We start from the raw sequence: 19,818 nt of genomic DNA, 5'->3' as shown, positions 1-19,818 counted from the left end.
GACCAGTACTTGTTTATAACCCTAAACATTGTATATGAATTTTAATTTCTCAGCAACTGCAAAACATTCAATTCTTTTATTTTTTGCAATCCTGTTGGTTAGTATTCCTGCTTATTCAGGTGAATGGCAGGAAGAGAAGATCAGAATAAACCCGGAATATAAAATAACAAGAGCATCTGACGGTTCAGTGCTTGTCACTTCAAAAGATCCTCATTCCGAATTCAAACAGCAATTTACTGATTTTTATGCTGATCTTCTGCTGGCTGCTTACCGTAAGCAGTCGATGAACTATATGCTTGAATCACTCCGCCGCAAATATTATATGAGTGAAGAAGAATGCCGCCGTGAAATCAAGCATGCAGTAAATACTCTTTCGGAATGGAAGATTATTTTAAAAGACAAGGACCTTGCAATGAAATAGCGGAGGGTTATTTTTCGTAAACTGTGATCTGTTGGGTATAGCGCATACAAGATTCTCCTGATGACTCGAAGTTGTACTTTATAGGATTTCCGGAAATTTTAGCTATTTCAATCAAACCCAGTCCGGCCCCGCCTCTTTTAGTAAAAACCCCGTTTGTAATAGTGGATTTATAAAAATCTTTAACGCCCTGTGCATCCAGGCTGTTCAGCAAATCAATTCGCTGCTTCAGGCTGTCTGCATTTTCTTTTTGCATAAGGTTTGAACTAGTGATTGTATAACAGTTGCCACAACGTTCCATTCTGAGCCATGTCAATTCCGGATCAGGCTGGCACTCGCTGTGTTTCATAATATTTTCAAGCGATTCGATCATGATAAGCAACAATCGCTTGTAAATACTCACCGGTATACCCAAAGACGGAACACTCTGTTTGAAATTATGGATCAGTTCACCAATAGTTTCGTACCTGATGCTGCCCTTATAATCTAGAATAAGTGTAGTCTCCAACCCGCCCGATTTAAATCCAAAAATGAAGAATATGTAGTGTTCTCATTTATTCAAACGGATTTTGAAACAGATTGTTACAATAGTTTTACACAGGCTGATAACCGGTATCTTCAGGCAGATTCTCACCGCAGCTGGCTGCAACTGCAAGTTGATCGCACCGTTCATTTTCGGTAATAGAGGCATGTCCTTTCACCCATACAAATTTCACCTGATGCCTGCGATAAACCTTTAAAAACCGGATCCAAAGGTCTGCATTCTTTTTGCCCGCAAAGCGTTTCTGTTCCCAAGAACGGACCCATCCCTTTTCTATAGCGTCAGCCACGTATTTTGAATCGGTATAAACAGTGACAATGCAGTTGTCTGATTTTAATGCTTCAAGGCCGGCGATTACAGCCATCAGTTCCATCCGGTTATTAGTTGTAAGCTTGTATCCCTGTGAAAGTTCCTTCCGGTGGGGGCCTGATAAAAGCACAACACCATACCCTCCCGGGCCCGGGTTACCTCTGGCGGCACCGTCGGTATAAAGCACAATTCTATGCTGCATCGGGAAGCCTGATACCGGTATTTGAAAGGAAGAGCCTTATAGCAATGGCAAGCAGTATAATACCGAAAACTTTGGTCAGGATCAGTATACCGGTTTTTCCCAGGAACCGTTCAAAAAATCGGGTAGCCCTGAGAACCATGTATACGAGTACCATATTGAGAGTAAGAGCGAAAAAAATTGTCCAAAGGCTGTATTCGGCTTTAAGCGATATAATAGTCGTCATACTGCCTGCTCCTGCTATCAGTGGGAAAGCAAGGGGAAAGATAGAAGTGTTTTTAAGTGATTCATATTTAAAAAACTCGATTCCGAGAACCATTTCAAGTCCCAGGAATAAAAGCACAAAAGATCCGGCAATAGCAAATGAATGTATATCTACGCCGAAAAGATTAAGGAATGGCTCACCGATAAAAAGAAAAAGCAAAAGAATAACATAAGCAACAAGGGTCGCCTTTATGGAATCAATATCACCGGCGCGACGCTTAATATCGAGTATGTAGGGTATGGATCCTGTAATATCGATCACAGCAAAGAGCACCATAAACACTGTGATAATATCAATGAACTTTACATGCATTGGTTTTAGATTAAATCAGGGATCAGCAAAAGTACTGATCCCTGATTAATAATTGCTTTAGTCTCTTATTATTTTCATTTCTTTAATCAAATGTCCGGCGCCCGCATATTTATCGATGATGAATAATACATACCGTATATCCACACAAATACAGCGCTGAAGAGCCGGTTCAAAGGCTATATTGCTGCTCATCGCTTCCCAGTTGCCGTCGAATGCAAGACCAATAAGGGCTCCTTCTCCGTCGATCACGGGACTTCCCGAATTACCACCGGTAATATCATTATTCGAAATGAAACAAACCGGCATGATGTTGTTTTTGCCATACTCACCGTAATCCTGGTTTTTATAAAGTTCCTTAAGTTTAGCAGGAACCACAAATTCGGGATTTTCCGGATCTTCCTTTTCCATAATGCCATTGAGTGTTGTCATATAATCATAATGCACGGCATCGCGGGCATTATAATCCTGTATGGTTCCGTAAGTCATGCGCATGGTGAAGTTGGCATCGGGATAGTATTTTTTGTCAGGATGCATTTCCAGGATACCTGCAATGTACAACCTGTGTCCCTTGTTAAAATCATCACTTGATGCATTCTGGCCATAATAGGCTTTGCGGTAAACTGCCATAACCGATTGTGCTGCCTTGAATGCCGGATCTTTCTCGAGCACCTGCCGGGTAGGTTTCTTCAAAAACGCATCCAACTTATCCTTATTGGCAAAGATGGATTTCGAAAACATGTCGATTGTATATTTATTGTAATCGTTTTTGTACCTGGAGGCAATCACCTTGTACATATCCGGAAGAAATTCTTCTGACACATTTTCTTTATAAAGCCTGAGCATTGCGGGGATCACTTTCATATCCGTAGACGGGTTGTACTCCTTTGAAAAGTCATCATACCTTGTTCTCAGTAGTTTTGAAAGTGAATCCACAAGTGAGGTATTTGCGGGCTCAGCAACAAGAGCATTATAAAGTCCTGTAGCCCTGTTGGCAAATGCAATAAGTTCCGATGATGTAAGTAAGCTTTCATACACGTACTGAACAGCATGTTTATAGGAAGCTCTTTTGTCTACGGCATCTTTAATCAGATTCAAAGCCTGCCCGTATTTTTCAGTCCTTTGGGGATCCTTACTGATCCAGGCAGTGAATTCCTTTTCCTGGTTTTGCTTGTCTTCCATGATATGAAGACGCTGAAGACCCTGGTTCTGGCCAATTGAATATTTATAATAATTCGAAGAGGTGTAATATTTGGATGCGTACTGAATATTTACTTTTTCATCCGCTCTCATGTCCTTCATCAGGATATCAAGCCGGAGTCCCCTGATTTTTATCCGGTTGTCGTTTGTAAGGTTCATGAGTTCCTTGATTTCGTAAGAAGTCATATACCTTGTAGTTGTTCCGGGATAGCCCATAACCATACTGAAATCATTCAGTTTCCTTTCTTTAAGAGAAACCGGAAGCGAATATTTGGGTTTGAGAGGTATGTTTTTATCACTGTAAGCTGCCGGTTTGCCGTCAGGTGCGCTGTATACTCTGAAAACACTGAAATCGCCGGTATGCCTTGGCCACATCCAGTTATCAGTATCGCCGCCGAATTTTCCGATCGATGAGGGAGGAGCGCCAACAAGTCTGACATCTTTATAAGTCTGGTAAACGAAAAGATAGTAATTGTTTCCGCCGAAAAGCGACTCTACGTCAGCATCGTAATCCGTTTCGCGGGTTGCCGACTTAACGATTGAATCCGAAACGGCCTGGACTTTGTCATCCCTTTCCTTTTCGGATGTCACGCCTGAAGTTGCTTTCAGAACGAGGTCGGTTATATCTTCCACTTTTACAAGAAACGTTACCGAAAGGTCCTCATTCGGAAGTTCTTCTTTATGGTTCATGGCCCAGAAGCCGTCTTCGAGGTAGTTGTGCTCAACGGTGCTGTGATTCTGAATGGCGTCATAACCGCAATGATGGTTTGTCAGAATCAAACCTTCATCCGAGACGATTTCACCGGTGCATCCGCCGCCGAAAATCACAACGGCATCTTTAAGGCTGCTGTGGTTAATGCTGTATATATCTTCAGCTGTGAGCCTGAAACCAAGCGAATGCATAGTATCAATGTTCAGCTTCTTGATAAGGGGTAAAAGCCACATTCCCTCATCGGCTTTTACCGCAAAATTCATTAAAAGGGATAATCCCAAAATCATTGAAAAACACTTCTTCATAATCTTTATTGTATTAATTAAGAATCAGGAATACATATAGCTAAAAGTCAAGTTCAAGTTGATCGTCAAGCAGTGAAAAGGTTTTGCGGTGGTAGGATGAAATTCCGAATTTCTGGATGGCATCACGGTGTTCGGGTGTAGGGTAACCTTTATTCGTGTCCCAGCAGTAACAGTTTATTTCATTATGCAAGGTGTTCATGTATTCGTCGCGCCAGGTTTTGGCCAGTATTGATGCGGCGGCTATCGATGCATAGATGCCGTCGCCCTTAATTATACAGGTATACGGGATGCGGCCATACGGGTAAAACCGGTTACCGTCAATAAGCACATGGCCGGGCTTAAGAGTTAACTTGTCCAGTGCGTCATGCATTGCTTTAATGGATGCCCTGAGGATATTGATTTCATCTATCATTTTATTATCGCACCATGCAACGGCCCATGCAACGGCATTCTTTTCTATATCTTTACGGAGGATGTCTCTCATTTCGGGAGTCAACTGTTTTGAGTCGTTCAGATCGGGATTCTCATAGTCATCAGGCAAAATAACGGCAGCCGCAAAAACAGGCCCCGCGAGGCAACCCCTCCCGGCCTCATCACACCCCGCCTCAAAAATACCCGGTATCAGATAACTTTTCAGCACCTCTTTACGAATAAAACAATCGTTATAGATAATTCTTTCTAATTTTGTAAAGAAAACAATTTTTCAGCGGCTTTGAAAAGAAAATTTGTCACAAATCTGGCCCTTCTTTTATTTTTAAATCTTCTTGTTAAACCAGTTTACGCTTTTGGAATTGATGTAGGAGTGCAGAATACCGTTGGTGCTGCGGAATACGGCAATTACTTCATTCTGCTGAACTTCACGCTGATTTTCCAAATCATTCTTGACCTGGGTATTGAAAGCTTCAGCCGGCGAGAAATTGCCCGTCACACTCACCTGCTCAGCAAATATGTTTCATATATCCTGCCGCTGAAAGTTCTGCTGGGTGCCATTTATTTTACCGTTTGTTCGGCCATCGGCTATTTTATGGGCTGGAAAGACAATGAATTCAGGCTATTGCTGATCATGTTGCTGAACCAGTTCCTGGCGGCATTCATCCTTTATTTCAGGGCCAACCTGGGAGGCATGCATTGGTTCAGTGCCGACAGCATTGTATCGGTAATTGATCGCTTTGTGGTGATTGTCATTTGCGGATTTTTGCTTCTTGATCCGGTTACGCGGCATGTTTTTCGCATCGAATGGCTTGTTTATGCGCAGACTGCAGCTTATCTCATCAGCGCCAGTTTGTCCGCCAGCCTTGTGTTATCAAAAACCGATTCGGTCAAATTCAGGTTTAATCTCAGGTATTACAAATCGTTTCTGGCCCAGAGCCTTCCCTTTGCCTTGCTTTTTCTGCTTATGGCTTCTTATCTCAGGGTCGATTCGGTGCTTATAGGCAAAATGCTCGTGAATGGTAAGGAACAGGCCGGAATTTATGCCCAGGGGTTCAGGATTATCGAAATCCTTTCCAACTATGGCTATCTTTTCACTGTGATCCTGCTTCCCGTTTTTTCAAAAATGATCAAACAGAATGAGTCGGTTCAGAATCTCACAAGACTTTCGTTTACGTTGCTTATCGTGCCGGCGTTGATTGTGGTTTTCGGCTGTATCAGTTACCGGAATGAAATCATCGACATTCTGTATACCCGCCATGTGCAGGATTCTGCAAATGCTTTTGCCATTCTCACCCTGAGTTTCCTGGGGATATGCATTACCTATATTTTCGGCACACTGCTCACTGCAAATGGCAACCTCAGGATACTGAATACGATGGCTGCATTGGCTGTTGTGATTAATATTACGCTTAACCTGGTTTTTATTAAACGATTCGGAATCATCGGGGCGGCGATTGCCAATGCCTGTACACAACTTTTTACCGGGGCATTCCAGATTATTACTGCCAAGAAGATTTTCAGGTTTAAAACCGACAGGCGGTTAATGATCAGCCTTGTACTTTTTATTATATTGATTGCTGCAGCCAGCATTCTTTCGAGGTACCTTCAAATAACCTGGTATTATTCCTTTTTCCTTTATGTGTTTTTTGCCCTCATTCTGTCCTTTCCTTTAGGCCTTATGAAAATTAAGGATTTCAGTGCCCTGCTGCTTTCAGAAAAATAGCACGGAAGTACCTGCCTTGGAAAACACCCACGAAATCAGTAAATTTGCTGCTTATTATTTAAGATGAATCTTGTAATTGATGTCGGCAACACCCATACAAAGCTTGCATGGTTTGATCATGGCAGGCTTATTGATACGGTAAGGGTTGAGGAGAACCATTCGGAAATGGTACGCAGCGTCATCTTTTCAAAAAAGGCATCTCGTGCCATACTTTCTGCTACAGGCAAACCAGATAAGGCAATTGAAGAAACGCTCGTTGAAGCAAATATTTCATTGCTCATTCTCGGTCATAAAACACCTTTGCCGGTTGCCATTTCATATGAAACGCCTGAAACTCTGGGGCGCGACAGGATCGCGGCTGCGGCAGGCGCACGTTATGTATGCCCTTATTGCAATGTTATGATTGCCGATATGGGAACAGCTATTACAATTGATTTTGTCACATCCGAAGGAAAATTTAAAGGCGGTAATATTTCACCCGGCATGCAGATGCGCTTCAGGGCTTTGCATGAATTTACGGCCAGGCTTCCGCTTGTTTCCGCTGATCCTTCATTTCCTGAATTCGGCTACGATACAAGAACAGCCCTTATTGCCGGGGTTCAGCAGGGAATAATTCATGAAATCAACAGCTACATGGATGAATTTTCAAGGGCATATCCAGCCTGCGAATTTATCCTTACAGGGGGAGATTCTGCTTTTTTTGTTTCTAAACTTAAAAGATCGATATTTGCGATACCTGATCTTGTGCTGAAGGGATTGAACTATATCCTTGAGTATAATATTTCAGGGCAACAACCATGACAATTCAGAAAAACATAAAGATATCCGGACTGATAGCGATCTGGGTTTTTCTTATCATAGCCTCTTCCTGTAAGAATGACATTGAAACCATCAAAGCCCTTACAAGTGAATCCAACCTTCCTGATGTTACAGGGTACGACATCCAGATGTCCTACACCGATTCTGGTTTGCTGAAGGGGAAAGTCCTGGCTCCCGAGGTTTTACAATACAATAATAAGGAAGAACCCTATTATGAGTTTCCGAAAGGCATGAAAGCGGTATTTTATGATTCCCTCGGCAGGCAGACTTCTTTCATCCAGGCCAGGTTTGCCATATACTATTCAAAAAAGGACCTTTGGGAAGGCAGAAATCATGTTTATGGCGAAAACCAGGTGACCGGGCAAAAGATCGAAACCGAACAACTATTCTGGAATCACAAAGAAGAACGAATCTACTCCGATAAATTCTCGAAAATAACAAATCCTGATGGTGTTTTTACCGGTGAAAACGGGTTTGAAGCTAAAGAAAATCTTACCCACTTCAGAATGAATGGTTACCAGGGAGAGGTCCTGGTTAATGACACTCCAGCAGAAAACGATACAGGAATGTAACTCATCATATGAATCCATTTTTTACCATCTTACTTACGCTTGTTCTTGCCGCCTTTTTTGCAGGAATGGAAATTGCCTTCCTGGCATCGAATAAGCTACGGCTTGAACTCGACAGGAAACAGGGACTCATATCATCAAAGATCATTCACATTTTCCAGGAACGTTCAGGACAGTATATCGCCACCATCCAGCTGGGTAATAACATAGCCATTGTTATATACAGTATTTTCATGTCGCGTTCACTGCAGCCGTTTCTGAGCCGGTTCATTGCTTCGGAGTTCGGAATTATGATCATACAAACACTTTTATCCACTTTACTGATCCTTTTCCTTGCAGAATTTCTTCCGAAAGCAATCGTACGGATCAATCCGAACCTGGCCCTAAGAATCATGTCGTTCCCTCTTTTGCTGATTTTCATTGTGCTCTACCCGGTAAGCATCGTTATTCACAGGTTGTCTAACTGGATCCTCAAATCAATTATCCGATCGGACACCGTCAACAAATACGATCAGATGGTTTTTGGCAAGGTCGATCTGAACCACCTTATCGATGAAATCCAGGACAACAAGGGCGAATCGAACAGTGAAGAAACGGATGAAATCAAGCTGTTTCAGAATGCACTTGATTTTTCGAATGTACGGATCCGGGATTGCATGATTCCCCGAACAGAAATTGTATCGGTAGGAGCAAAGGACTCAATTGAAACTCTCAGGCATGAATTCATTGATAGCGGTTTTTCAAAAATGCCCGTATTTGAAAATGACCTGGATGATGTTATCGGATACGTGACTTCAAAAGACCTCTTTAAGAATCCTCGTGACATAAGGTCGATGCTGCTGAGCATTTCCTATGTGCCTGAAACCATGGCGGCCAATAAACTGCTTAAAAAATTCATCCAGGAAAGACGAAGCATGGCCATGGTAGTTGATGAGTTTGGCGGGATTTCAGGTTTGATCACCATTGAGGACATCATGGAAGAAATTTTCGGTGAGATTGACGACGAACATGATGTGGATGAATTTATCGAGAAGAATCCGGAAAAAGGTCAGTTCATTTTTTCAGGCCGGCTTGAGATTGATTACCTGAACGACAAATATGACCTGAACCTACCCGAATCGGAAGAATATGATACACTGGCAGGATACATTATTTTCCAGCACCAGAGCATTCCCAAAGTAAATGATAAAATAGTGACGGACAAATTTGAATTCCGGATTTTGAAAGTAAGCCGCACCCGTATTGATCTGGTACAGGTAAAATCGTTACATGAATAATCCGGTGAAAATGCCTTAATTCACCTGTTTGCGATGGATGCTAATTTTTTATTTTCATTCTTTTAAATAAGATTAATTGCTATATTCGTACCCTATTTTTTTGAACATTTTAACCTGAGTTTTACATGGCAGTTTTAGAAAAGCTGAGAGTCAGAGCCGGACTTTTACTGGCTATCATAATTGGTTTGGCATTGCTTGCTTTTGTGTTGAGCGATTTACTCGATTCATCGGGATCATTGTTTACACGTTCCAAATATGAAATAGCCGAAGTTTCCGGCAAATCTGTTCCATATACGGAATATGAGAATAAGGTAAAAAAACTGGAAGATATCCAGAAGCTCCAGAGTGGTCAGATGAGTGTTGACGAACAGACAATGGATCAGATTCGCACGGTAACGTGGGATAATATGATCCAGGATATGATACTCGACAAACAATACAACCGTCTTGGCGTGGAAGTTTCGTCCGAAGAGCTTGCTAATTTAATAATGGGTGAAAACCCGCACCCGGCCCTTGCCCAGCTTTTTACCGATCCTCAGACAGGCATTTTGAACCGGCAGGCATTAAGTGCTTTCCTGCAACGCGTAAGTGCCGAGGATGAAACATCGGATGAGAAAAGGTATTATAACTTCCTTGAAGATGAAATTTACAGGCAAAGAAAGAATATAAAATACCTGAACCTGGTACGGCAGGGATTATATGCCACAAAATTTGACGCAGAACGTCAGCAGATGGAATCATCAAAGACCGCTGATGTGAATTTCATCGTTAAAAACTTCAGTACAGTTTCTGATTCATCGATACAGGTTTCAAAAAGCGACCTTGAAAAGTATTACAAGGAGAATAAAAACCTGTTTAAACAGAGCGAATCACGTGACCTGAGATATGTATATTATGAAGTGGTTCCTTCACAGGCCGATTTCAAATATGCTGAGCAATGGATCAATGACATTGCCCCTGATTTTGAAAAAGCTGATAATCCGGTTCAGTTCGTAAATACCGAATCTGACGTTCCTTTTGATCAGAAAAATTATAAAGAAGGCGAGCTTTCTGACACACTCAATAAGGCCTTGTTCAATGCATCGGTTGGTGCATCTTTTGGCCCTTATTTCACTGACAATTCATACCGTATCTCCCGGCTGGCAGCTGTGAACTACCTGCCCGACTCGGTGAAGGCAAGGCATATTTTATTACGTGCCACACAGGCCAATGCACAGGCCATGTTTAAACTGGCTGACAGTCTGGCTACCCTTGTAAGAAAAGGCGAAGATTTTTCAAAGCTGGCCCTGATGTACTCTTCCGACAACTCAGCACAGCTTGGCGGTGATGTAGGTTGGTTTACAGAAGGCAAAATGGTAAAACCCTTCAGTGATTCCTGTTTCCTTGCAAAGAAAGGCGAAGTTAAAGTGGTTCCCACACAATTTGGAATCCATGTAATACAGGTTACTGACCAGTCGAAACCTACCCGTAAGGTTCAGGTGGCTACCCTTGTAAAAAAGGTTACGGCCAGTGAGAATACCGACCATGATTACTATATGCAGGCCAACGAATTTGCTGGCATGAATAATGACTATGACAAATTTGTTCAGGCTGTAGCCAATCCCAAAGGTTTCACCGTACGCAGCGCATTGAACGTTGCTCCTATGGACAAAAGGGTAAATGATATGCAATCTGCCCGTCAGCTTGTGAGCTGGGCCTATAAAGCCGAGAAAAAGGATGTTTCAACCGTGTTTAAAATTGAAGACCGCTATGTGGTAGCTACAGTTGAAAACATTCGGGAAGAAGGCATTGCTCCTCTCGAAGAGGTTAAAGCTGATGTAGAAAACAGGGTAAAGCAGGAGAAGAAAGCTGAAACACTCGTAGCGCAGTTCAATGAAAAGTCAGGTTCTGCCAAATCGCTGGATGACCTTGCTGGCAGTATGGGCCTTTCAGTTGAGCCCGTAAGCGGAATAAAATTCTCATCATCCACACTCGGAAATGCCGGTGTTGAACCGAAAGTTGTTGCGGCAGCCCTTTCATTGGAAAAAGGCGTTGTTTCAAAGCCCATTATCGGTGAAAACGGAGTTTATGTTCTTTACGTAAATAACGTCGTTGCACCTCAGTCAACCGAAAACAATACACAGGTTGATATGAACCGGAACTTTGTTGAACGTAATTATGCTGCCCGTACCAATTACTATGCTTTTGAAGCATTGAAAGAATTGGCCAAGGTAAAGGATAACAGGAGAATGTTCTACTAGAATATATCGGTCACAAATAATACAAAAAGGCCGCTCAATTGAGCGGCCTTTTTTGTTGTTTTAGATCCGGTGTAAAACCTGACAGCGTCGAAGACCTGTCAGCGTTTTAGGATTTATCTTCATTGGATTGATTCAAATAAATAACGCTGTCAGGTCCCTCCGAGCGGACCGTTATAGACGTCTTCTGAATAAAACCAACGCTGTCAGGTCCTTCGGACGCTGACAGGTTGGTTTTATTCCCCGCCCAGCGATTCTTTGGCTTTCAGAAGACTGCGTACCGGTACAAGGTAATCACAGAATTCTTTGTACGTCATATCTTTCAGGTAAATAGCCCCGTAGCTGCGACGCATCATGGGACTTGTACTTTCGTAAAAATATTCCTTTCCTAAAAGCTCTGTCAGGTTGTCGAACTGATCCACCCATATCTTTTGTGCCAGTTCACTGAATGTTCCGTCAAGTTCATAGCTTGGGAATGAAGCCGATTTCTGGCTCAGGAAGCAGCTGTTGAACATGTTGTGAAGTACAGCAAATGAATTCAGCGATACGGGGACAATCTTGTTCACTTCATGAATCTGGTAGCGTGACCATATATTCCGGTATCCCCAGATATGCAGATCCATCGTCTGGTGCTCTGAGGCATACTTGTCGATTGCATCGGCCAGGGCAATGAGTGTTTTATAATGCGTGTCGGGTCCGCTTCCTTCCGGGTCAAGTGCCAGGGTAATTATAGTCGGCCTTATTTTTTCAAGCAGGTCCACAATGGGCTGCACATCCTCTTCATTGGGGTATTGCGGGAAAATATTGGCTGAATAGAATGGAAGCCTGAGGTGGGTTACATGATCCATGTCAATGCCGAAATAGGCCCATACAAGCTCTGCTTCATACTCACGAAGCCAGCCTTTTATCAGGTGATAAATCGGGGGTTCGCTCCTGCCCGGTTCAATCACTTTAAGGTCACTGATAAGCTTCGCAACAAATTCGGAAAGCTTAGTGAGGTCTTTTGTTTTAAGATGATTTAAGAACAACCTGGTAAGGCGTCTGCTGATGAAATAATCCTGGATATCCGGCTCCTGCGAAGCAATCCCGTTCAGGTAACCTGTTATGTCTTCCTGGGCATTACTGTAATCAGCCAGGTTTTCAATATCGTTATTGTCGATTCCATTATTGCAAAGGATCTGGTATTGAAGATTTTCAAGTCTTTCAATCACATACTGGTTTGTAACCGCAGTAAAGCCGCTGGTGCAGTATACAAAATAATTTTCGTTATTGGGTGAACGAACCAGGTGATGTAAAAGCGGGAAATAGGCAAGCTCAATATCATCGTGGTGCGGAGCCGTATGCAGGATCCTTTGGTTATCCGGAACTTTAAGTCCATGCTGAATTTTATCAAACAGCGAACGGATTATTTCACCGCTGAGTGCGTCAAAAGGCTTGCCGCTTAAATCACAAGCGATTTTCCATTCCGGGATTTCCTTTGAAACCTTGCTGATATCCAGCCTTGAGGCTTCCACAAGCGAAAGATTGTTTTTTTCAGCACCGTCAAGGACAAGCTTTTCATAATAGCTTACCGGAAGCTTTTTGGCTTTATAAAGTTGTTTGATATTGCCCTCGCTCAGGCGTAATAATGAAGCTGCGCTCTGTGTAATGAAGAAACGGGCGCTTTTAAGTTTCTGCAGGCTGGTGGCCGGGTAAGTTATTGTCGGGTCAAGCTCAACGGCATTCCGTACCTGTTCTGACTTTGACTGGCCGGCAGCAATAATGACAGCCACGGTATCGGGGTTCTGGGTGATAGTTCTCAGGCCGATTGTAATTACAGCCTTTTTACGAACCACTTCAATGCCTCCAAGGTCAGACGCAGCAGCGGCCTGCGTTTCGTAATTAATATTGGTAAGCCGGGTATGGGAATGATGCGCTGATCCTTTTACATTGAATGCAACATGCCCGTCGGGCCCGATTCCTCCGAGGAAAAAGCCAATGCCACCCTGCCGCTCGATTGAATCTTCATAATCCTGGCAGAATTGATCATATAATTTGATGGCTTTCTGTTTCAGCTGGTCCTTTTCAGTTTTCGGTTTCTTTATACGCAAGCTCAGGTCAATCACCCCGTCGGGGAAAATCTCATCAAGGTTATGAAACCGGCTGAATTCAGCCCCGGCTTGTGCAGGTATATCATATGTATTGATCAGGTGAACCTTTTTCGGATCCATCCCGAACCCGTCAATATAAAAATTCTTGACAAAGTAGGTGAATGAACGCTCATGTTCAGGCTTAATGGGGAAGAATTCATCAAGCTGATAGAATTGCAATGATTTCATATCAGGCATAAGCTTCTTGTCAAGCCCAATTTTAGCCAGGATTCCGTTATCCATTTCCTTTTTCCAATTGTTGAGGTAGAACTGTACCCACCGGATGAAAAATTCAGGGGTTCTGCCCGTGGGAAGTGCTATCACACCGCCCGGGTTCAGGCTTACCCATTCCAGGAACCGCAGTGCAGACAGCTGTCCTAACTCGACATAATTCTCCACCACAATTACAGGAATCTTATGATACTGGCTACTTAAATTGAAATCCGTGTGAATACTGCTGAAGTACTCTTCTACCTTACTGGACTTGTTATACTGCATAGTTTTCTGGATATTTTTATTTGTTTTCCCGGGTTATAAAATTATTACATTATCGGCAATTTATAAAGTGCGTTCGTCATATTAAAATTGATCCGGCCCGGTTTCGGGCTTTTTTCATGCCAAAGGTCATTTTTTTTGGTTTTCATTTTGAGTTAACTTCGACCGAATTTACTGCATAATGGAACGAATACTTATTATAGGAGCTGCCGGTCAGATTGGATCAGAACTGACGCTTGAACTCAGGAAGATCTATGGCAATTCAAATGTTTTTGCAACGGATGTCAAGGACGCACCGTCGGATATTAAGGAAAGCGGGCCTTTTCAGTTGCTTGATGTCATGGACGACAAGCACCTGATTCATTTCGTAATTCGAAATAAAATCACACAGATTTATCACCTGGCTGCCGTACTGTCAGGCAACGCGGAAAAATTACCCACGCAGGCCTGGCATATCAATATGGACAGCCTCATGAATATTCTAGAGGTTGCCAAGCTGGTTGAGGATGTAAAAAAAATATTCTGGCCAAGCTCTATAGCAGTGTTCGGACCTACAACACCAAAAGATAAGACACCTCAGCTGACCATAATGGAACCGTCAACTGTTTATGGTATCAGTAAGCTTGCCGGTGAACGCTGGTGCGAATATTACAGCAAACGATACGGAATTGATATAAGAAGTTTGCGTTATCCCGGGCTCATCAGTTATAAGACTGAGGCCGGAGGCGGCACTACCGACTGGGCTGTTGAAATATACTATGAAGCCGTGCGTAAAAGGAACTATACCTGTTTTGTTTCGGAAAGTATGGAAATGCCGATGATGTTTATGGAAGACGCCATCGGGGCTACTATCCGTCTAATGGAAACCGATAAGGCCAACCTGAACTGTCATTCATCCTATAATATTACAGGACCCAGTCTGACACCCAGGCAAACTGCTGTAGATATCCGCCGGCATATACCCGGTTTTGACATTACCTATAAGCCCGATTTCAGGCAGTCAATTGCCGAAAGCTGGCCGAACAGCATTGATGACAGTGAACTGAGAACAAGTATCGTATGGAAACCGAAGTACGATCTTCAGCATATAACCGACAGGATGATTGAAGAAATAAGGAAGAAGCCGGTGAATGGGAACCGGTGATAGCTCGTCATTGCGAGCACCGGTTCCTACGGTGCAAAGCAATCTGCCGGCACAGGCAGGACAATGCAAAAAGCCCTCCGGACCATTCGTCATATGTGTCTCATAGGTCACATAGTCATATGATTAACACTGAACACCGAACACCGATTTACGATTTAAGAAGAACATCAAACCTCAAACAAAACAGCCATGTACGGAAGAATAAAACAATATCTTCAGCAGGAATTAAAATCGATTGAAGATGCAGGATTATATAAGAAAGAACGGATTATCGTTTCGCCGCAGGATGCCGATATCCGCCTTGCCGACGGCAAACAGGTGGTGAATTTTTGCGCCAACAATTACCTCGGGTTATCCTCACATCCGGCACTGATTAAGGCTGCTCATGAAACACTTGACAACCACGGTTACGGTATGTCGTCAGTACGTTTTATCTGCGGAACCACCGAATTGCACAAGGAACTCGAGCAAAAAATTGCAGATTTCTTCGGCACCGAGGATACCATACTTTACGCCGCCTGCTTTGATGCCAATGGCGGTGTATTTGAACCTCTGCTGGGTGAAGAGGATGCCATAATTTCCGATTCGCTTAACCATGCATCCATTATAGATGGCGTGAGATTATGCAAGGCACAGCGTTACCGCTATGCAAACGCCGACATGGCCGACCTGGAGGAGCAGCTTAAAAAAGCTTCAGCTAACCGGTTTAAAATTATTGTAACCGACGGTGTGTTCAGCATGGACGGAAACGTAGCCCCGGTTGACCAGATCTGCAAACTGGCTGAAAAATATGATGCGCTTGTTATGGTTGATGAATGCCATTCGGCAGGTGTAGTAGGAAATACAGGCAGAGGCGTGACAGAGCTTTACAATATCAGGGGACAGGTTGACATTATAACCGGAACTCTGGGTAAAGCTTTCGGTGGCGCTATTGGCGGCTTTACAACCGGAAGAAAGGAAATCATTGAAATGCTGAGACAGCGCTCAAGGCCTTACCTGTTCTCAAATTCGCTGCCTCCCATGATTACAAAGGCAGGCATAGCCATGTTCGATATGATGTCAGAGACCTCCGAATTGCAGGAAAGGCTTCATGAAAATACAGATTATTTCAGGAATGAAATCATCAAGGCCGGATTCACCATTAAGCCTTCAAAATCAGCTATTGTAGCTGTAATGCTTTTTGATGCCCGTCTTTCTCAGGAGTTTGCTTCACGATTACTCGAGGAAGGAATTTATGTGATCGGTTTCTATTACCCGGTTGTACCCAAAGGCGAAGCCAGGATAAGAGTTCAGCTTTCAGCTGCTCATACCCGTGCGCACCTGGATAAAGCTATAAAGGCGTTTGTGAAGATAGGGAAAGAGCTGGGGGTGATTAAATAAACCGTTTGAGGTTTGAGGTTTGAGGTTTGACGTTAAATTCCCCTTATCATAAGGTAAATCACCGCCACCGGCACCACAAAAAGGATTGAGTCAAACCGGTCGAGGATACCGCCATGGCCGGGAATGAGATTTCCTGAATCCTTAATACCTGCATTGCGTTTGAGCAATGATTCGGTGAGGTCGCCATACACTCCGAAAATCGAGGTGATGATTGCGAGAGCGATCCAATCGGCAGGCTCAAGAATTCCCATTAACCGGTTCATCCAGATCGATGCAACAAGGGTGAACGCTGTTCCGCCTGCCAGTCCTTCCCACGTTTTCTTGGGTGAGATCCTGGGAAACATTTTATGTCTGCCAATCATCATTCCGGTTACATAAGCGCCGGTGTCATTGATCCAGATGAGTGTGAAAATTCCGAGAATAATCCGGTGCGTATATTGGTGTCCCGTAGTTTGTGGAAAGACAAGATAGTTCATTGAAGCAAAAGGCAGGGCTACATACACCAGTCCGGTAACTACCGGAAGAATTATCTTTGTTGCATCGCTGTCCTTCACGTAAAGTCCGGTGATGAGAAGTAAAATCCCAAAAACAAGGGCTATTGCAGCATATTCTGCAGGCAATAAACCTGAGGATACGCAGAATCCAATGATAAAAGCTAATGCTGTAAGGATAAGTCCCGGCAGAGTAACGAGACCCTTCTTTTCCAGGTTAAAAATGGAGTATAACTCCAGCATGGCCAGTATGCCGATCAACATGAAAACGCTGCCATAGGCATACCTGCCTGCAAAGAGTGAACCTATAATGAGAACCAGGTAAACAATACCGGATAGAGTTCGCTGAAAAAGGTTTTTCAATTTTCAGTTTTTTGTAACGTATCTTCTCCTTCGGCATTTAATTCAGTAGTCCTGGGAACTTCGGCCAATTCAGCTTCCTGACCGGATTTCCTGCGTTTTCCGAATATCCTTTCAAGGTCTTCGGTAAAAATCACTTCCTTCTCAAGAAGTTGTTCTGCCAGCTGAACCAATCCCTGCCTGTTATCGGTGAGGATATTCTTGGCAAGCACATATTGCTCGTCAATTATCGATTTCACTTCTGAATCAATAACTTCAGCGGTTTTATCGCTATAGGGCCTCTGGAAGAAGTAATCGCTTTGTCCCGAAGAATCATAATAGCTCAGGTTTCCGATCTTATCGCTGAGACCGAAGTAGGTAACCATGGCATAGGCTTGTTTAGTCACTCTTTCGAGATCGTTCAGAGCGCCGGTTGACAAACGGCCGAATGTTATGTCTTCAGCAGCACGGCCTCCGAGCGTGGCAGTCATTTCTTCAAGAAGCTGTTCGCGGGTTGTTATCTGGCGTTCCTCGGGCAGATACCATGCAGCACCCAGTGATTTTCCCCTGGGGATTATGGTAACCTTAACAAGCGGGCTTGCATGCTCAAGCATCCAGCTTACCGTTGCATGGCCGGCTTCGTGATAGGCGATGGTTTTCTTCTCATCCGAAGTGATAATCTTGTTTTTCTTTTCAAGACCACCGACAATGCGGTCAACAGCATCCAGGAAATCCTGTCTCTGAACCGTTTTCTTATTTTTACGGGCGGCTATCAGGGCTGCTTCATTGCAAACATTGGCAATATCGGCACCGGAAAAACCGGGTGTCTGACGTGCAAGGAAATCAACATCAAGTTCTTTATCAATTTTAATCGGGCGCAGGTGTACCTTGAATATCTCCTTCCTCTCGTTAAGGTCAGGCAATTCAACATATATCTGGCGATCGAACCTGCCGGCCCTGAGAAGGGCTTTGTCAAGAATGTCTGCCCTGTTGGTGGCTGCCAGGATAATCACACCGGCATTTGAAGCGAAACCATCCATTTCAGTGAGAAGCTGGTTAAGGGTGTTTTCGCGTTCATCATTGGCACCCAGGTTCGGGTTACGGCCCCTGGCCCGCCCGATAGCATCAATTTCATCGATGAATACAATACAGGGCGCCTTTTCCTTGGCCTGTTTAAAAAGGTCGCGTACACGGGATGCGCCGACACCCACGAACATTTCAACAAAATCAGACCCGGAAAGCGAGAAAAAAGGTACATGGGCTTCCCCTGCCACCGCTTTGGCAAGCAGAGTCTTTCCGGTACCCGGAGGACCTACAAGCAGTGCGCCTTTAGGAATTTTACCTCCAAGGTCAGTGTATTTCTTGGGCTTTTTAAGGAAGTCGACTATTTCCTTTACTTCCATTTTTGCCTCTTCAAGCCCGGCTACATCCTTAAAATCAATCCTTATATTTTCGTCTTTATCAAATATACGGGCTTTTGACTTACCCACGTTGAATATATTTGTGCCGCCTGCTCCTCCACCACCGCCACTTACCCTGCGGAATATGACCATATAAATGATAACAAGCACAATTAACGGTAGCAATATATACAGTGTGTCACCAAAAGTGCGTTTCTCGAGGAATTCGGGATAGATTTTCTCTGATTCCGGCAGATTCGCCTGTGCCTCATCGAGTTGCTTGATAAAAATATCGTTTGAGCCTACATGAATTGTGTAATGAGGACCTGCCTTCGAAAACGTGTTGAATCCCTTGCTGAAATTCTTCTGGTGCTTAGGTTCGCTGAGTTTCTCCTGCTTGATATAAATCTGGGCATAGCGTCCGTTTATCACTTCGATCTTGTCAATCTCCCCTTTTAAAAGCAGTTCATTCTGGAAGAACTTCCAGTCAATAGGAACAGGTCCCTGTCCCGAATCGAACAAATAGATCAGGATAATTGAAATGCCAATCAGGGCATATATCCACATGGCATTGAATTTGGGACGTTTTCCGCCCAACATATTACCTGGCTGCTTGGGAGTGTTATTGTTATTTGTAGTATTTTTTTCTTCCTCTTTGCGCTTTGTTTCTTTTTTTTCTTCCATGCTGTTGAATCTCCTATTCTTCGTGAATCATGGTTATTTCCGCGTCACCCCAAAGATCTTCAAGTTTGTAGTAATCACGGGCTTCTTTTAAAAATATATGTACTACTGCCGTACCATAATCCAGCAGTATCCATTGTGCATTTTCAATACCTTCTCGGTGAGATACACTGATTCTCAGCTTCTCCTCCAACTTTTCCTCAACTGAATCAGCAAGGGCCCTTACCTGGGTTACCGAATCACCGTGGCATATAATAAAATTGTCACATGCAGCGTAGTCCAGCTTTGCTAAATCCATATTTACAACTTCCCTGCCCTTTTTCCCGAGTATTCCTTCAATAATTGTTTGTATCAATTGATCGTTACTTCCCAAGCTGATGCTTCTTATTTTAATACAAAAATAGTGAATTAAATAATTAGGCCCGGAATTCAACTTCACTGTTA

General features: G+C 43.4%; 17 protein-coding genes. 8 read left to right on the top strand and 9 right to left on the bottom strand.

The features are described from left to right. Positions 1-34 precede the first annotated feature (34 nt). Positions 35-421 carry a hypothetical protein gene (locus tag VK179_17780; protein ID HLO60605.1) on the top strand — a complete coding sequence of 129 codons (387 nt, stop codon included), beginning with the start codon at positions 35-37 and terminating at the stop codon, positions 419-421. Positions 422-428: 7 nt separating this feature from the next. On the opposite strand, the gene VK179_17775 is transcribed toward VK179_17780, so the two are convergent. From VK179_17775 to VK179_17755, 5 genes are all read right to left on the bottom strand, one after another. Continuing rightward, a complete protein-coding gene (locus VK179_17775) occupies positions 429-926 on the bottom strand; it encodes a SiaB family protein kinase (protein ID HLO60604.1) in 498 nt (165 codons plus the stop codon). A gap of 85 nt (positions 927-1,011) precedes the next feature. After that, on the bottom strand, positions 1,012-1,470 hold the full coding sequence (gene rnhA, locus VK179_17770; protein HLO60603.1) for a ribonuclease HI: 459 nt from the start codon (positions 1,468-1,470) through the stop codon (positions 1,012-1,014). Continuing rightward, on the bottom strand, positions 1,460-2,044 hold the full coding sequence (locus VK179_17765) for a MarC family protein (GenBank protein HLO60602.1): 585 nt from the start codon (positions 2,042-2,044) through the stop codon (positions 1,460-1,462). The genes rnhA and VK179_17765 overlap by 11 nt, the downstream gene beginning before the upstream one ends. 57 nt (positions 2,045-2,101) lie before the next feature. Further along, positions 2,102-4,258: a S46 family peptidase gene (locus VK179_17760; GenBank protein HLO60601.1), complete on the bottom strand. Its 2,157-nt coding sequence runs from the start codon at positions 4,256-4,258 to the stop codon at positions 2,102-2,104. Positions 4,259-4,298: 40 nt separating this feature from the next. Beyond that, positions 4,299-4,898, bottom strand: coding sequence for a ribonuclease HII (locus VK179_17755; GenBank protein ID HLO60600.1), 600 nt, complete (start codon positions 4,896-4,898; stop codon positions 4,299-4,301). A gap of 72 nt (positions 4,899-4,970) precedes the next feature. Between VK179_17755 and VK179_17750 the strand changes: the two genes are divergently transcribed. The 5 genes from VK179_17750 (at position 4,971) to VK179_17730 (ending at position 11,318) form a co-directional block, all read left to right on the top strand. After that, positions 4,971-6,413, top strand: coding sequence for an oligosaccharide flippase family protein (locus VK179_17750; protein ID HLO60599.1), 1,443 nt, complete (start codon positions 4,971-4,973; stop codon positions 6,411-6,413). A 63-nt stretch (positions 6,414-6,476) separates the two neighbouring features. Continuing rightward, positions 6,477-7,214, top strand: coding sequence for a type III pantothenate kinase (locus VK179_17745; protein HLO60598.1), 738 nt, complete (start codon positions 6,477-6,479; stop codon positions 7,212-7,214). Next, positions 7,211-7,804, top strand: coding sequence for an LPS export ABC transporter periplasmic protein LptC (gene lptC, locus VK179_17740; GenBank protein HLO60597.1), 594 nt, complete (start codon positions 7,211-7,213; stop codon positions 7,802-7,804). Before VK179_17745 ends, lptC begins: the two co-directional genes overlap by 4 nt. A gap of 8 nt (positions 7,805-7,812) precedes the next feature. Beyond that, positions 7,813-9,078: a hemolysin family protein gene (locus tag VK179_17735; GenBank protein ID HLO60596.1), complete on the top strand. Its 1,266-nt coding sequence runs from the start codon at positions 7,813-7,815 to the stop codon at positions 9,076-9,078. Between the two features lie 125 nt (positions 9,079-9,203). Next, positions 9,204-11,318, top strand: a complete 2,115-nt coding sequence (locus VK179_17730) for a SurA N-terminal domain-containing protein (GenBank protein ID HLO60595.1) — start codon at positions 9,204-9,206, stop codon at positions 11,316-11,318. A 233-nt stretch (positions 11,319-11,551) separates the two neighbouring features. Here VK179_17730 and VK179_17725 read toward each other — a convergent pair whose 3' ends face one another. Further along, positions 11,552-13,942, bottom strand: a complete 2,391-nt coding sequence (locus tag VK179_17725; GenBank protein ID HLO60594.1) for a hypothetical protein — start codon at positions 13,940-13,942, stop codon at positions 11,552-11,554. Positions 13,943-14,120: 178 nt separating this feature from the next. On the opposite strand from VK179_17725, the gene VK179_17720 reads away from it, so the two are divergent. After that, positions 14,121-15,083 (top strand): NAD-dependent epimerase/dehydratase family protein, encoded by a 963-nt coding sequence (locus VK179_17720; GenBank protein ID HLO60593.1) that lies wholly within the window; start codon positions 14,121-14,123, stop codon positions 15,081-15,083. A gap of 189 nt (positions 15,084-15,272) precedes the next feature. After that, positions 15,273-16,463 carry a glycine C-acetyltransferase gene (kbl, locus tag VK179_17715; GenBank protein HLO60592.1) on the top strand — a complete coding sequence of 397 codons (1,191 nt, stop codon included), beginning with the start codon at positions 15,273-15,275 and terminating at the stop codon, positions 16,461-16,463. Between the two features lie 32 nt (positions 16,464-16,495). Here kbl and VK179_17710 read toward each other — a convergent pair whose 3' ends face one another. The 3 genes from VK179_17710 to rsfS are packed head-to-tail and all read right to left on the bottom strand — an operon-like array spanning position 16,496 to position 19,747. Beyond that, on the bottom strand, positions 16,496-17,317 hold the full coding sequence (locus VK179_17710) for a phosphatidate cytidylyltransferase (protein HLO60591.1): 822 nt from the start codon (positions 17,315-17,317) through the stop codon (positions 16,496-16,498). Beyond that, positions 17,314-19,377: an ATP-dependent zinc metalloprotease FtsH gene (ftsH, locus tag VK179_17705; GenBank protein HLO60590.1), complete on the bottom strand. Its 2,064-nt coding sequence runs from the start codon at positions 19,375-19,377 to the stop codon at positions 17,314-17,316. The genes VK179_17710 and ftsH overlap by 4 nt, the downstream gene beginning before the upstream one ends. 13 nt (positions 19,378-19,390) lie before the next feature. Next, complete coding sequence (gene rsfS, locus VK179_17700; protein HLO60589.1) at positions 19,391-19,747, bottom strand: ribosome silencing factor; 357 nt, start codon at positions 19,745-19,747, stop codon at positions 19,391-19,393. Positions 19,748-19,818: the final 71 nt, after the last annotated feature.

Source organism: Bacteroidales bacterium (assembly GCA_035299085.1).
Taxonomy (GTDB): Bacteria; Bacteroidota; Bacteroidia; order Bacteroidales; family UBA10428; genus UBA5072.
This window is presented reverse-complemented; position numbering and strand designations above follow the sequence as displayed.

What these genes read in the sequence shown, in the direction of transcription:
- VK179_17720 (HLO60593.1), top strand. Translation starts at nt 14,121, where the DNA reads ATGGAACGAATACTTATTATAGGAGCTGCCGGTCAGATTGGATCAGAA.
- VK179_17765 (HLO60602.1), bottom strand. Translation starts at nt 2,044, where the DNA reads ATGCATGTAAAGTTCATTGATATTATCACAGTGTTTATGGTGCTCTTT.
- VK179_17730 (HLO60595.1), top strand. Translation starts at nt 9,204, where the DNA reads ATGGCAGTTTTAGAAAAGCTGAGAGTCAGAGCCGGACTTTTACTGGCT.
- ftsH (HLO60590.1), bottom strand. Translation starts at nt 19,377, where the DNA reads ATGGAAGAAAAAAAAGAAACAAAGCGCAAAGAGGAAGAAAAAAATACT.
- kbl (HLO60592.1), top strand. Translation starts at nt 15,273, where the DNA reads ATGTACGGAAGAATAAAACAATATCTTCAGCAGGAATTAAAATCGATT.
- rnhA (HLO60603.1), bottom strand. Translation starts at nt 1,470, where the DNA reads ATGCAGCATAGAATTGTGCTTTATACCGACGGTGCCGCCAGAGGTAAC.
- VK179_17780 (HLO60605.1), top strand. Translation starts at nt 35, where the DNA reads ATGAATTTTAATTTCTCAGCAACTGCAAAACATTCAATTCTTTTATTT.
- VK179_17760 (HLO60601.1), bottom strand. Translation starts at nt 4,258, where the DNA reads ATGAAGAAGTGTTTTTCAATGATTTTGGGATTATCCCTTTTAATGAAT.
- VK179_17725 (HLO60594.1), bottom strand. Translation starts at nt 13,942, where the DNA reads ATGCAGTATAACAAGTCCAGTAAGGTAGAAGAGTACTTCAGCAGTATT.
- VK179_17735 (HLO60596.1), top strand. Translation starts at nt 7,813, where the DNA reads ATGAATCCATTTTTTACCATCTTACTTACGCTTGTTCTTGCCGCCTTT.
- VK179_17745 (HLO60598.1), top strand. Translation starts at nt 6,477, where the DNA reads ATGAATCTTGTAATTGATGTCGGCAACACCCATACAAAGCTTGCATGG.
- lptC (HLO60597.1), top strand. Translation starts at nt 7,211, where the DNA reads ATGACAATTCAGAAAAACATAAAGATATCCGGACTGATAGCGATCTGG.